At 53.4% G+C, this 12,587-nt stretch carries 15 protein-coding genes; 4 read left to right on the top strand and 11 right to left on the bottom strand.

What is annotated here, in order from left to right:
* Positions 1–104: 104 nt before the first annotated feature.
* The 5 genes from sspB to zapE form a co-directional block, all read right to left on the bottom strand.
* Entirely contained in the window at positions 105–587 is a 483-nt protein-coding gene (sspB, locus tag AC1MDE_RS11040; protein ID WP_034826642.1) for a ClpXP protease specificity-enhancing factor, read from the bottom strand.
* A 3-nt stretch (positions 588–590) separates the two neighbouring features.
* On the bottom strand, positions 591–1,232 hold the full coding sequence (gene sspA / locus AC1MDE_RS11045) for a stringent starvation protein SspA (protein WP_034826645.1): 642 nt from the start codon (positions 1,230–1,232) through the stop codon (positions 591–593).
* Between the two features lie 327 nt (positions 1,233–1,559).
* Entirely contained in the window at positions 1,560–1,952 is a 393-nt protein-coding gene (gene rpsI / locus AC1MDE_RS11050; protein ID WP_034826648.1) for a 30S ribosomal protein S9, read from the bottom strand.
* 15 nt (positions 1,953–1,967) lie between these two features.
* On the bottom strand, positions 1,968–2,396 hold the full coding sequence (gene rplM / locus AC1MDE_RS11055; protein WP_034826650.1) for a 50S ribosomal protein L13: 429 nt from the start codon (positions 2,394–2,396) through the stop codon (positions 1,968–1,970).
* A gap of 239 nt (positions 2,397–2,635) precedes the next feature.
* Positions 2,636–3,763 (bottom strand): cell division protein ZapE, encoded by a 1,128-nt coding sequence (gene zapE / locus AC1MDE_RS11060; protein ID WP_479397980.1) that lies wholly within the window; start codon positions 3,761–3,763, stop codon positions 2,636–2,638.
* Positions 3,764–3,947: 184 nt separating this feature from the next.
* Here zapE and zapG point away from each other — a divergent pair, with 184 nt between their 5' ends.
* The 3 genes from zapG (at position 3,948) to degS (ending at position 7,000) form a co-directional block, all read left to right on the top strand.
* The gene (gene zapG, locus AC1MDE_RS11065; RefSeq protein ID WP_034826655.1) at positions 3,948–4,352 is read left to right on the top strand and encodes a Z-ring associated protein ZapG; all 405 of its coding nucleotides are present in this window, start codon (positions 3,948–3,950) and stop codon (positions 4,350–4,352) included.
* A gap of 111 nt (positions 4,353–4,463) precedes the next feature.
* Positions 4,464–5,834 carry a serine endoprotease DegQ gene (gene degQ / locus AC1MDE_RS11070; RefSeq protein WP_058961870.1) on the top strand — a complete coding sequence of 457 codons (1,371 nt, stop codon included), beginning with the start codon at positions 4,464–4,466 and terminating at the stop codon, positions 5,832–5,834.
* An 86-nt stretch (positions 5,835–5,920) separates the two neighbouring features.
* Positions 5,921–7,000, top strand: a complete 1,080-nt coding sequence (gene degS, locus AC1MDE_RS11075) for an outer membrane-stress sensor serine endopeptidase DegS (protein WP_034826661.1) — start codon at positions 5,921–5,923, stop codon at positions 6,998–7,000.
* A gap of 69 nt (positions 7,001–7,069) precedes the next feature.
* Here degS and epmA read toward each other — a convergent pair whose 3' ends face one another.
* The 4 genes from epmA to efp all read right to left on the bottom strand — a co-directional run bounded on the left by epmA (position 7,070) and on the right by efp (position 9,202).
* The gene (gene epmA / locus AC1MDE_RS11080; protein WP_058961869.1) at positions 7,070–8,047 is read right to left on the bottom strand and encodes an elongation factor P--(R)-beta-lysine ligase; all 978 of its coding nucleotides are present in this window, start codon (positions 8,045–8,047) and stop codon (positions 7,070–7,072) included.
* A 159-nt stretch (positions 8,048–8,206) separates the two neighbouring features.
* A complete protein-coding gene (locus AC1MDE_RS11085; protein WP_034826665.1) occupies positions 8,207–8,341 on the bottom strand; it encodes an entericidin A/B family lipoprotein in 135 nt (44 codons plus the stop codon).
* Between the two features lie 104 nt (positions 8,342–8,445).
* The gene (locus AC1MDE_RS11090; protein ID WP_034826667.1) at positions 8,446–8,580 is read right to left on the bottom strand and encodes an entericidin A/B family lipoprotein; all 135 of its coding nucleotides are present in this window, start codon (positions 8,578–8,580) and stop codon (positions 8,446–8,448) included.
* A gap of 55 nt (positions 8,581–8,635) precedes the next feature.
* Positions 8,636–9,202: an elongation factor P gene (gene efp, locus AC1MDE_RS11095; protein ID WP_034826669.1), complete on the bottom strand. Its 567-nt coding sequence runs from the start codon at positions 9,200–9,202 to the stop codon at positions 8,636–8,638.
* Positions 9,203–9,243: 41 nt separating this feature from the next.
* Here efp and epmB point away from each other — a divergent pair, with 41 nt between their 5' ends.
* Positions 9,244–10,272, top strand: a complete 1,029-nt coding sequence (epmB, locus tag AC1MDE_RS11100; protein WP_058961868.1) for an EF-P beta-lysylation protein EpmB — start codon at positions 9,244–9,246, stop codon at positions 10,270–10,272.
* A gap of 71 nt (positions 10,273–10,343) precedes the next feature.
* On the opposite strand, the gene AC1MDE_RS11105 is transcribed toward epmB, so the two are convergent.
* Together AC1MDE_RS11105 and groL are read right to left on the bottom strand one after the other, a co-directional pair.
* On the bottom strand, positions 10,344–10,691 hold the full coding sequence (locus tag AC1MDE_RS11105; RefSeq protein ID WP_034826674.1) for a DUF4156 domain-containing protein: 348 nt from the start codon (positions 10,689–10,691) through the stop codon (positions 10,344–10,346).
* 198 nt (positions 10,692–10,889) lie between these two features.
* A complete protein-coding gene (groL, locus tag AC1MDE_RS11110) occupies positions 10,890–12,542 on the bottom strand; it encodes a chaperonin GroEL (protein ID WP_034826677.1) in 1,653 nt (550 codons plus the stop codon).
* Between the last annotated feature and the right edge of the window lie 45 nt (positions 12,543–12,587).

Raw genomic sequence — 12,587 nt, forward strand, 5'->3', positions numbered from 1 at the left:
TGAAAGAGAGACCCTATAAATATCCGACAGCCAGAAGAAAAAATGCCAGTCAGGCTTAACTGACTGGCATTAGGCCAATTGGCCCGTTTTTTATTGCATGCGATTTACTTCACCACGCGCAATGAAGGACGTCCACCACGCGGTGGCGGTTCATCATCAGGCGAGTGATCGTTATCAGCCGCATCGTCGGGACGATCGCCATCAATCACTGACATCATCGTCTCTTCCTGGCCTTCCTGTTCGTTGGTTTCCAGCTCGTAAGCCGGTTCCGGTTCGAACATGGTGCCAGCACCATTTTCACGTGCGTAGATGGCCAGCACAGCGGCCATTGGCACAGAAACCTGGCGCGGCACGCCGCCGAAGCGCGCATTGAAACGCACTTCGTCATTGGCGAGGTCGAGGTTACCGACAGCGCGCGGCGCAATGTTCAGAACGATCTGGCCATCACGCGCATACTCCAGCGGCACCTGCACACCAGGCAGATTGATGTCGACCACCAAATGCGGCGTCAACTGGTTATCGAGCAGCCAGTCATAAAACGCACGCAGCAGATACGGACGACGAGCCGTTAGTTGCGACATTTCCATACATTAGCCTCGGGCTTGCAGGCGCATTTCACGTTCCGCTTCCGTTAATGAAGCGAGGAAAGAGTCACGTTCAAATACGCGCGTCATGTAGCCTTTCAGCTCTTTAGAACCGGCGCCCACCAGCTCAACGCCCATCTGCGGCAAACGCCACAGCAGCGGTGCCAGATAGCAGTCGACCAGGCTAAACTCTTCGCTCATGAAGAACGGCGTGCGCGAGAACAATGGCGCAATCGCCAGCAGTTCTTCACGCAGTTGTTTGCGCGCGGCATCTGCTTCAGCGTTGTTACCGGTTTCGATGGCACGCATCAGGGTGTACCAGTCCTGCTCGATGCGATGCATCATCAGGCGGCTTTCACCACGGGCAACCGGGTAAACAGGCATCAGCGGTGGATGCGGGAAACGCTCATCCAGGTATTCCATGATGATGCGTGATTCATACAACGTCAGTTCACGGTCGACCAGCGTTGGTACAGTGCGATACGGGTTGAGGTCAATCAGATCCTGCGGCAGGTTATCCGTTTCAACCTGCTCGATCTCCACGCTGACGCCCTTTTCAGCCAGTACAATACGTACTTGATGGCTAAAAATGTCAGTCGGACCAGAAAACAGCGTCATTACCGAACGTTTGTTGGCAGCGACAGCCATGAAAACCTCCAAGTTTGTTCACAAAAAGATACTGCGAATAGCCAACCACGCGGCGACTCACCTGCTCATCAGATTCGCCCACAGCCAACGTCAGTGGCGCTTTCCCGTCGTCCCGACAGAAATAACACGCACAACGCTCCGGCTTGCGGGCGCAAAGTGTCAGTGAGTTTACCAGATTTTAAGCAGCTTGTGGGGCAGGGATAATGATTTGCGGGCAAAATGCGGGTAAAGCTCGCGTTTTTAGCGTGAAAAATCGTGAATGGTGACAATAAAAAACCCGCCGAAGCGGGTTTTTTGAGCAAATTGTGTCTGCCGAAGCAGCAACAATTAACGCTTAGAGAACTGCGGACGACGACGTGCTTTACGCAGGCCGACTTTCTTACGTTCAACTTCACGTGCGTCACGGGTAACGAAGCCCGCTTTACGCAGTTCAGGACGCAGAGACTCGTCGTATTCCATCAGTGCGCGTGTGATACCGTGACGGATCGCACCAGCCTGACCAGAAATACCACCACCTTTAACGGTGATGTACAGGTCAAATTTACCAACCATATCAACCAGCTCCAGCGGCTGACGCACGACCATGCGTGCAGTCTCGCGACCGAAGTATTGCTCCAGTGAGCGCTGGTTAATGACGATGTTACCGCTACCCGGCTTGATGAAGACGCGAGCGGCAGAGCTTTTGCGGCGACCAGTGCCGTAGTTTTGAGTTTCAGCCATTGCCTATAATCCCGATTAAATGTCAAGAACTTGCGGTTGCTGCGCCGCGTGAGTGTGCTCGTTGCCTGCGTAAACTTTCAGTTTACGGTACATAGCACGACCCAGTGGGCCTTTCGGCAGCATGCCTTTAACCGCGATTTCAATCACACGCTCAGGACGGCGCTCGATCATCTCTGCAAAGGTCGCTTGCTTGATACCACCGATGTGGCCAGTGTGGTGATAGTAAATCTTGTCAGTACGCTTGTTGCCGGTTACAGCAACTTTCTCAGCGTTCAGAACGATGATGTAATCACCGGTATCAACGTGCGGAGTATATTCCGCTTTGTGCTTACCACGCAGACGGCGCGCCAGTTCAGTCGCCAGGCGACCCAAGGTTTTGCCCGTTGCGTCAACAACATACCAGTCACGCTGTACGGTTTCTGGTTTAGCTGTAAAAGTTTTCATTGAAAAGCTTACCCAAATAAAAAGTTACACGTTGGTGAAATCCCAAACGCTAAGTAAACGATTGAGGCTCACACGACCATTTTGCCCAGCAAGCCACCCCTTCAAGTGAGTTACCGGATCACATCGAGTTCTTGGGAAAGAAAACCGATGCTGTAACGTGGGGTCGCAAGATTATAGAGAAGTCGAACTCAAAGATCGAACCTTTTTGCATCGAAATCCTGCGATTTTTGCCCACGTCATCAGGGCAGATGCGGCAGACGCAAATACTCTTCGCTTTGCATCTCCTGCAAACGCGACAAGCAGCGTTGATACTCAAACTTCAGGCGCGTGCCCTGATAAATTTCAAACAGTGAGGTTTCGGCCGCCACCACCAGTTTCACGTGGCGTTCGTAGAATTCATCGACCAGCGCCAGGAAGCGGCGTGCCTGATCTTCGGTCTTGTAAATCATCACCGGCACATCATACAGCAATACGCTGTGGAAGCGGCGTGATAGCTCGATGTAGTCATGCTGACTGCGCCCTTCGCCACACAGCGCGAGGAAATCAATCGCCAGCACGCCTTCATGAACGCCCAGCGTTGACATCTGACGGTGGTTAATTTCCAGCACCGGCGCATCTTCACGCGGCTTGCCGGACAAGGCGCGGAACATGCGCTCCATTTCAGCATGCGTGGCATCGTTAAGCGGGAAATTCCACAGATGCGCGGATGTCAGTGTACGCAAGCGGTAGTCGATGCCCGCATCCACGTTCATCACATCACAATGGCGTTTGATCTGTTCGATAGCGGGCAGAAAACGCGGGCGCTGCAGGCCATTGCGATAGAGATCGTCAGGCGGAATATTGGACGTCGCCACCAGCGCAATGCCGCGATCGAACAGTGCTTCCATCAGCGTGCCTAACAGCATGGCATCGGTAATATCGGACACAAAGAATTCGTCGAAGCAGAGAATATCGGTTTCTGCTTTAAAGCGGTCGGCCACAATCAGCAGCGGATCACTATGGCCCTGTAACTGCGTCAGTTCTTCATGGACGCGCAGCATAAAGCGATGAAAATGCAGGCGGAGTTTGCGGTCGCCAGGAATAGACTGAAAAAATAAATCCATCACCCAGGTTTTACCGCGACCCACGCCGCCCCACATATACAGCCCGCGCACCGGTGCTTCGTTGCTGCTTTTCTCTTTGGACATCAGCTTCGACAGGCGGCCAAACAGCCCTTTAGCGGCAGGTTCAGGCGCGGGCTTACGGGCAATCAATCCTTGCTGGATCGCATCCAGGCGGGTAATGGCTTCGCGTTGTACATCATCCGGACGAAACTCGCCCTGTGATAGCGCCTGCTCATAGCGGGCAAGCGGAGATGAGGTTTGCATGGTTCTCTCAGAATCCCTGAAAAAGTCCGATTCACGGGTCGGTTGGCGAAAATTAGGCCGCACTACACTAAGCGATGCAGCCCGAGAGTTCCACTTCCATAAGATTATTGGGTATAGTGACTGCTATTGAAGTGGAAACAGAAGCAATGCCCTACGAAGCAACGGAAATTACACGGGAGTCATTATGACCTGGGAATACGGGCTGATTGGTTTAGTGATTGGCATTATTGTCGGCGCAGTTGTCATGCGTTTTGGCAACAAGAAGCTGCGTGAGCAGCGAAGCATGCAGTACGAACTGGAAAAATCGAAGGCTGAGCTGGCAGATTATCGCGAAGAGCTCACCAACCACTTTGCGCGCAGCGCAGAATTGCTGGACAACATGGCACATGACTACCGCCAGCTGTATCAGCATATGGCGAAGGGTTCGAATGACCTGCTGCCAAATCTGCCAGGCGAAAAAAATCCGTTTGCTTATCAGCTGACGGAAGCCGAAGCGGATAACGATCAGGCTCCGGTGCAAATGCCGCGTGATTACTCTGATGGCGCATCGGGTTTGCTGCGTGGTAGCGACCGCACTCCGCGTAAATAATCCTTTTGGGGCACAGCTTAGCTGTGCCCTTTTTGTTTTTCGAACACTTACGCCAAACTACTGTCACACTTTCTATCCCCTTTCTTCTTTCGCAGCGAGAGCGTTGTAGCAATGAAAAAACAAGCACGACTGTTAAGCGCATTAGCCTTGAGTATTGGGATGAGTCTGGCGGCAACGCCTGGCGCGATGGCGACGCTGCCCGCACAGGTGCAGGGACAAGCACTGCCGAGTCTGGCACCCATGCTGGAAAAAGTTCTGCCCGCGGTCGTTAGCGTGCATGTCGAAGGCACCGACAGCGGCCAGCAGGCACAGGATATTCCTGAACCGCTGAAGCGCTTCTTTGGCCAGGCACCGGGACAATCCCAGCCGCAACCGTTTGAGGGCCTTGGTTCAGGTGTCATCATTGATGCGGCTAAAGGTTACATTCTCACCAACAACCACGTGGTGAACGGTGCCGATAAAATCAGCGTCCAGCTCAGCGATGGCAATGAATATGATGCCAAACTGATTGGCCATGATGAGCAAACCGACATCGCGCTGATCCAGGTTGAAGGCGCTAAAAATCTGACGCAGGTGAAAATCGCCGACTCCGACTCACTAAAAGTGGGCGATTTTGCCGTGGCTATCGGTAACCCCTTCGGTCTTGGCCAGACGGCCACCTCCGGCATTATTTCGGCGTTGGGCCGCAGCGGGTTGAACCTTGAAGGCCTGGAAAACTTCATCCAGACCGATGCGGCGATTAACCGGGGGAACTCCGGCGGTGCGCTGGTGAACCTGAATGGCGAGTTGATTGGTATCAACACCGCGATTCTGGCCTCCAGCGGCGGCAACATTGGTATCGGCTTCGCGATTCCCAGCAATATGGCGATGAACCTCGCGCAGCAGCTGATTCAGTCTGGTGAAGTGAAGCGTGGTCAGTTGGGCATTAAAGGCACCGAAATGACGCCTGACATTGCCAAAGCCTTTAACGTTGATGCGCAGCGTGGTGCCTTTGTTTCTGAAGTGCTGCCTAACTCGGCGGCGCAGAAAGCGGGCATTAAAGCGGGCGACATCATCACCTCCATCAATGACAAAGCGATCACCAGCTTTGCCGAGTTGCGCGTAAAAGTGGGCACCACCCCACCGGGTCAGCAGGTGAAAATTGGTCTGCTGCGTGAAGGCAAACCGGTGACGGTGACCGTGACGCTGGAACAGAGCGCGCAAACCACCGCCAGCGCCCAGCTGATGTCTCCGGCGTTACAAGGTGCCACCCTGAGCGATGGTGCCTCTAAAGCCGGCGATAAAGGCGTGAAAGTGGATGCCATCGAAAAAGGCACGCCAGCTGAGCAGGCAGGTTTGCAGAAAGATGATGTGATTGTCGGTGTGAACCGCGATCGCGTGACCTCGCTGGCTGAAATGCGTAAAGCGCTGGAAAGTAAACCCGCAATCCTGGCACTGAACGTGGTGCGTGGCGACGAGAGCATTTACTTACTTATGCGATAATCCTCGCAACAGGCGGACAAGCAGGTGTTTGTCCGCCTTTCTCATGTTATTCTGCCCAGCGATCCCACCTTTCCTGAAATAACACCATGTTTCTTAAACTTTTGCGTTCTGTGGTGATGGGCCTGATCGTAGCGGGTTTGCTGCTGGTTGCGATCCCTGCGCTGCGTATGAGCAGCAACGTCACCTTTGATCATGACAACAGTGATGATGAATCCCCCGTGAGTTTCAATCAGGGGGTGCGCCGCGCTGTGCCTGCGGTGGTCAACGTCTACAACCGCAGTGCCCATGGCAACAATAATCGCGGTATCACCACGCTGGGTTCTGGCGTGATCATGAACGTGAAAGGCTACATTCTCACGAACAAGCATGTCATTAATAACGCCGACCAGATCATTGTGGCGTTGCAGGATGGTCGTTTCTTTGAAGCCACCTTAGTGGGTTCAGATGCGATGACCGATTTAGCGGTGCTGAAAATCAGCGCCACTAACCTGCCGGTGATTCCGATTAACGCTAACCGTATCGCACATATCGGCGATGTGGTGATGGCGATTGGTAACCCCTACAACCTCGGGCAGACCGTCACTCAGGGCATTATCAGTGCCACCGGGCGCGTGGGCTTGAGCTCATCGGGTCGTCAAAATTTCCTGCAGACCGATGCATCCATCAATCAGGGCAACTCAGGCGGTGCGCTGATTAACTCGCTCGGCGAACTAATGGGCATTAACACCCTCACATTTGATAAAAGCAATGATGGCGAAACGCCGGAAGGGATTGGCTTTGCGATTCCAACCGCGTTAGCAACCAAGATCATGGATAAATTGATTCGTGACGGTCGGGTCATTCGTGGCTATATCGGCATCACCGGCCGTGAGCTGCCGCCGCTACACGGTCAGGGCAGCAGTCTGGATCGTGCACAGGGTATTATCGTCAGTGAGGTTACGCCAGGCGGTCCAGCCGATCGGGCAGGTATTCAAGCCAATGATGTGCTTTTACAGGTGAACGGCAAACCGGCGCTGTCGGCGCAGGAAACCATGGATCAGGTCGCCGAGATTCGTCCAGGATCGGTGATTCAGGTGCAGGTTCTGCGTAACGAACAAAAGATGATGCTGCCAGTCACTATTCAGGAGTTCCCCGAAGCGCCAGCCGCACCCACGACGCAGCAGTAACCCTTAAATGAACAACGGCGCAATACATGCGCCGTTGTTGTCTGAAACACCCTGCCTGAGCAAGAATGATTAGCTGCGATCCACCGGGAAGGCAATCACGTCGCTTAATGCATTAGCTTTCAACGCCAGCATAATCAAACGATCCACTCCCAACGCCACACCTGAACAAGCAGGCATGCCATGTGCCAGCGCATCCAGCAGATTGGTATCAATCGGGTGCTGCGGTAAACCACGCGCTGCACGGCGACGATTATCCTGCTCAAAGCGCTGACGCTGTTCGCGGCTATCGGTCAATTCGCGGAAGCCGTTAGCCAGCTCCACGCCTTTGTAATACACCTCGAAACGCTCCGCGACGCGATGGTCCTCAGTGCTGATTTCGGCCAATGCCGCCTGACTGGCCGGGAAGTGATACACGAAGCACGGTTTCTCGTTTCCAATCTTCGGTTCAACACCCAGCATAAACAGCAGCTGCAACAAGGTATCGCGGTCTTCTTCACGATTCGCCAGTTCACCCTCACCCAACTTCGTCGCGGCTTCACGCAGCTGCGTTTTATCCGCTGACAAAGGATCAAGTTCCAGATGGCGAATAAATGCCTGCTGATACGATAAAGATTCGGCGCTATCGCACTCCAGCACCTGCTGCATCAGATCGTCGACTTCATTCATCAGGCGATACATATCGTAGTGAGGACGATACCACTCCAGCATGGTGAACTCAGGATTATGGTGGCGCCCTGCTTCTTCGTTACGGAAGCAACGTCCCATCTGATAGATTGGGCCACTGCCCGCCGCCAGCAGACGCTTCATATGATATTCCGGGCTGGTCATCAGCCACAGATCGCGCCCTTCCGCTGCACCTGGACCCACAAAGCGCGTCTGGAACGGCACCAGATGGATATCCGTGATGGTCGCCTGGCTCATCGCCGGGGTATCGACCTCCAGCACGCCGCGATCGGCAAAGAAACGACGAATCTCCGCCAAAATAGCGGCGCGTTTCAACAAATTGGCAATGGGTGCGCTCGGCTGCCAGCTTGCCGTTTCGCTCATGTTGGTGACTCCTTATACAGATAAGGGGGAGAAGTCTACCCGTATTGGCTACGGCAAACAACGGCGTGACGGGATCGAAGGCGTTAGCGGTGCTTTTTCAGACAAAGAAAGAGGGAATCAGGAAATCCGGTACGAAATCGGGTTTCGCACCGGTTTGGATCACTGTGCGCTGCGCTGAATCGCTTTGCCACCGGCCTGAACGTCCTCGCCAACACCACGGGTGGTGTTGCAGGCGGTCAACACAGAGGAAAGCACCAGAACAGAAAGAATCGCGACAATACTTTTCTTAAACATAGCCATATCCTTGTTGGTTGCAGTAAAAGTACAGCCATTCAAGCATAGACCTTATACACAACCTTGCTGGCTAAGCCGCTGAGAAAAGGCGGCGCCCTCGCAATTTATTTATCCGCTGCGCGTGAAATGGCACCGCCCAAATGGGAGACGTCTTCACCAAAGCCGTGGAAAGTGTTGCAGGCACTTAAAGCAGAAGAGACCAGCAACGCAAAAACAGCCAATTTCGCCATCTTTTTCATTATTCTGAACTCAAAGAGAAAAAAGGCGCATCGAGTGATGCGCCTGATTTGACGATTATTTTACGCGCGAAACGTATTCGCCAGAGCGGGTGTCAACTTTAACCACTTCGCCAATCTGCACGAACAGTGGAACTTTGATCACTGCGCCAGTAGACAGAGTCGCTGGCTTGCCACCGGTACCGGCAGTGTCACCTTTCAGACCTGGGTCAGTTTCGATGACTTCTGCTTCGATGAAGTTCGGTGGCTGAACCGCGATGGCTTTATCGTTCCACAGGGTAACGATACAATCCGCATTGTCCTGCAACCATTTGGTCACATCGTCCAGCACTTTAGATTCGATCTGATACTGCTCGAAAGACTCTGGGTGCATGAAGTAGTAGAAGTCGCCGTCGTTGTAAGAGTACTGCAGCGTCATATCACGAACGTCTGCGCCTTCGGCAGAGTCGGTAGATTTGAAGGTCTTCTCAACGCGAGAACCGGTCAGCAGACGACGCATTTTAACGCGTGCAAATGCCTGGCCTTTACCCGGTTTAACAAATTCACTGGCTTCGATGGCATACGGCTCGCCTTCGAACATGATTTTAAGACCGGGACGGAAATCGTTGCTAAGATAAGTCGCCATAAAGGCCCTCTGTAAATATTGAACTGGTAATAGCCAAAAAAATGGCAAACATTGTAACCCTAAATCCCCCCATCAGAGAAGATTGGTTGCAGCAACTTGCTGATGTTGTCACCGATCCTACTGAATTACTGCGACTTTTATCTCTCGAACAGCATGCGGATTTGGCCGCAGGCAACGATGCGCGCAAGCTTTTTGCGCTGCGCGTGCCGCGTGCCTTCATTCAGCGCATGACGCCGGGCAATGCGCACGACCCCCTTTTGCTGCAGGTATTAACCAGCCGTCAGGAATTTGTCGATGCGCCAGGTTACAGCACTGACCCGCTGGATGAGCAAAGTAGCGTGGTGCCCGGTTTACTGCATAAGTACAGAAACCGTGCATTGCTGCTGGTGAAGGGCGGCTGTGCGGTTAACTGCCGCTACTGCTTCCGTCGCCATTTCCCCTATCAGGACAATCAGGGCAATAAGCGTAACTGGCAGGCGGCGATCGATTACATCGCTGAGCATCCAGAACTGGATGAGATTATCTTCTCGGGTGGCGATCCGCTGATGGCTAAAGACCATGAGCTGGCGTGGTTGGTGGGCGCGCTGGAGAAAATCCCCCACCTGAAGCGTCTGCGCATTCATAGCCGCCTCCCAGTGGTGATCCCGGCACGCATTACCGAAGGGTTATGCCAGATTCTGGCCGAGACACGCCTGCAAGTGCTGATGGTGAGCCACATCAACCACGCGCAAGAGATTGACGATGAGCTGCGCTACGGCATGCAGATGCTAAAACGTGCGGGCGTCACTTTACTTAATCAGAGCGTGCTGCTGCGCAGTATCAATGATGATGCACACGCGCTGGCTAATCTGAGCAACGCGTTGTTTGATGCCGGCATTCTGCCCTATTACCTGCACGTGCTGGATAAAGTACAGGGCGCGGCGCATTTCTTTGTGTCGGATGATGAAGCCCGTGCGCTAGTGCGCCAGTTGTTAACCATGGTATCGGGTTATATGGTGCCGAAGCTGGCGCGCGAGATTGGTGGTGAGCCAAGTAAAACGCCGCTGGATTTACAGCTACGTCAGGAATAACCGCCGCGCGAGACATTGCGCCCACAAAAAAAGCCGCATCAGCGGCTTTTTTTTACATCTCTTTCATGCCATTACGGGCACTTATACACCTGACCAGACATTTTGCTGTCAAGCGGCGCGAAAGCTGAAAGCAGGTTCTGCGTTGGGCTGGTTGCACCGTAAATCACGTTGCCACCCATTTCTGCTGCACGGTTACGCAGGTCATTGGCTGCGCCACGCAAAGAACTGCCTTCACCGCCTGAACCGCTCAACCAGTTGCTCTGTGAGCCGGTGACATTGCCCAGCAGCTGACATTGGCTTCCAGGCTGTTGGTCAACGAAAGTGACACGCTGTCCGCCGGAACTCAGTTGATTGGAGCTGCTGCAGCCCGCCAGCAGTAAAGTCCCTACCGCCAGTCCGAGCAAGAGGTTAATCCGCATTGTAATCCCCATTTATTATCATCAGTGTCGGGCGGCAGCGTAGCAGAAAAGCGCACTTTTTTTCTGAACATTCATTGCCCTAAACCCGCAAAGCCGAAGTATTGCGCTCTTACTTATACCTTGTTCGCCGCCAAAAGAAAAACCCCCGACCGTTTCCGATCGAGGGTTTTTCACATGACTTAAGCAGTCAGGGGCAAATTACATCATGCCGCCCATTCCGCCCATGCCACCCATGCCGCCAGCGCCACCTAAATCAGGTGCATCGCCTTTAGGCAGGTCAGTTACCATCGCTTCGGTGGTGATCATCAGGCCCGCAACAGAAGACGCGTACTGCAGCGCAGAACGGGTCACTTTGGTTGGGTCCAGGATACCGAAGTCGATCATGTTGCCGTATTCTTCAGTCTGAGCGTTGTAGCCGTAGTTGCCGTCGCCTGCTTTCACGTTGTTAGCAACAACAGATGGCTCTTCACCGGCGTTAGAAACGATCTGACGCAGTGGAGCTTCCATTGCGCGCAGCGCAACTTTGATACCCACGTTCTGATCTTCGTTCTGACCTTTCAGACCAGAAGCAGCGATCTTGGCTGCAACGCGAACCAGTGCAACACCACCACCAGCAACCACGCCTTCTTCTACCGCAGCACGGGTAGCGTGCAGGGCATCTTCAACGCGTGCTTTCTTCTCTTTCATTTCAACTTCAGTGGCTGCACCCACTTTCAGAACGGCTACGCCGCCTGCCAGTTTCGCTACGCGCTCCTGCAGTTTTTCTTTGTCATAATCAGAAGTTGCTTCTTCGATCTGCTGACGGATCTGAGTCACACGGCCAGAGATTGCACCCTGATCGCCCACACCATCGATGATGGTAGAAGTATCTTTGTTGATCACAACACGCTTAGCCTGACCCAGATCTTCCAGGGTCGCTTTTTCCAGCTCCATACCGATCTCTTCAGAGATGACGGTACCGCCGGTCAGGATTGCGATATCCTGCAGCATTGCTTTACGACGGTCGCCGAAGCCTGGTGCTTTAACCGCAGCCACTTTCACGATACCGCGCATGGTGTTAACCACCAGCGTTGCCAGTGCTTCGCCTTCAACATCTTCAGCGATGATCAGCAGTGGTTTACCGGCTTTCGCAACCGCTTCCAGTACTGGCAGCAGTTCACGGATGTTAGAGATCTTCTTGTCAGCCAACAGGATAAACGGTGCATCCAGTTCGATTGCGCCGGTTTCTGGCTTGTTGATGAAGTAAGGAGACAGGTAGCCACGGTCGAACTGCATACCTTCAACCACGTCCAGCTCGTCTTGCAGGCCGGTGCCTTCTTCAACGGTGATAACACCTTCTTTGCCCACTTTATCCATCGCTTTCGCGATCAGGGTACCGACTGACTCATCAGAGTTAGCAGAGATGGTACCTACCTGAGCAATGGCTTTAGTATCCTGGCAAGGAACAGACAGCGCTTTCAGCTCTTCAACGGCAGCAGCAACGGCTTTATCGATACCGCGCTTCAGGTCCATTGGGTTCATGCCAGCCGCAACGGCTTTCAGGCCTTCGTTCACGATAGACTGAGCCAGAACGGTTGCAGTGGTGGTGCCGTCGCCCGCAGCGTCGTTCGCTTTAGAGGCCACTTCTTTTACCATCTGTGCACCCATGTTCTCGAACTTGTCTTCCAGCTCGATTTCACGTGCTACAGAAACGCCATCTTTGGTGATGGTCGGTGCACCAAAAGATTTATCCAGAACCACGTTACGGCCTTTCGGGCCCAGGGTAACTTTTACTGCATCTGCCAGTACGTTCACGCCACGCAGCATTTTTACGCGCGCGTCATTACCGAATTTTACGTCTTTAGCTGCCATTTCAAATATCCCTTAAATTCGTTTCGTTCAGTGAATTACGCGTAA

The organism is Pantoea folii, from assembly GCF_056678875.1.

Excerpts from the sequence above, each read along its gene's own strand:
- sspB (WP_034826642.1), bottom strand. The coding sequence starts at position 587 with ATGGAAATGTCGCAACTAACGGCTCGTCGTCCGTATCTGCTGCGTGCG.
- sspA (WP_034826645.1), bottom strand. The coding sequence starts at position 1,232 with ATGGCTGTCGCTGCCAACAAACGTTCGGTAATGACGCTGTTTTCTGGT.
- rpsI (WP_034826648.1), bottom strand. The coding sequence starts at position 1,952 with ATGGCTGAAACTCAAAACTACGGCACTGGTCGCCGCAAAAGCTCTGCC.
- rplM (WP_034826650.1), bottom strand. The coding sequence starts at position 2,396 with ATGAAAACTTTTACAGCTAAACCAGAAACCGTACAGCGTGACTGGTAT.
- zapE (WP_479397980.1), bottom strand. The coding sequence starts at position 3,763 with ATGCAAACCTCATCTCCGCTTGCCCGCTATGAGCAGGCGCTATCACAG.
- zapG (WP_034826655.1), top strand. The coding sequence starts at position 3,948 with ATGACCTGGGAATACGGGCTGATTGGTTTAGTGATTGGCATTATTGTC.
- degQ (WP_058961870.1), top strand. The coding sequence starts at position 4,464 with ATGAAAAAACAAGCACGACTGTTAAGCGCATTAGCCTTGAGTATTGGG.
- degS (WP_034826661.1), top strand. The coding sequence starts at position 5,921 with ATGTTTCTTAAACTTTTGCGTTCTGTGGTGATGGGCCTGATCGTAGCG.
- epmA (WP_058961869.1), bottom strand. The coding sequence starts at position 8,047 with ATGAGCGAAACGGCAAGCTGGCAGCCGAGCGCACCCATTGCCAATTTG.
- AC1MDE_RS11085 (WP_034826665.1), bottom strand. The coding sequence starts at position 8,341 with ATGTTTAAGAAAAGTATTGTCGCGATTCTTTCTGTTCTGGTGCTTTCC.
- AC1MDE_RS11090 (WP_034826667.1), bottom strand. The coding sequence starts at position 8,580 with ATGAAAAAGATGGCGAAATTGGCTGTTTTTGCGTTGCTGGTCTCTTCT.
- efp (WP_034826669.1), bottom strand. The coding sequence starts at position 9,202 with ATGGCGACTTATCTTAGCAACGATTTCCGTCCCGGTCTTAAAATCATG.
- epmB (WP_058961868.1), top strand. The coding sequence starts at position 9,244 with ATGGCAAACATTGTAACCCTAAATCCCCCCATCAGAGAAGATTGGTTG.
- AC1MDE_RS11105 (WP_034826674.1), bottom strand. The coding sequence starts at position 10,691 with ATGCGGATTAACCTCTTGCTCGGACTGGCGGTAGGGACTTTACTGCTG.
- groL (WP_034826677.1), bottom strand. The coding sequence starts at position 12,542 with ATGGCAGCTAAAGACGTAAAATTCGGTAATGACGCGCGCGTAAAAATG.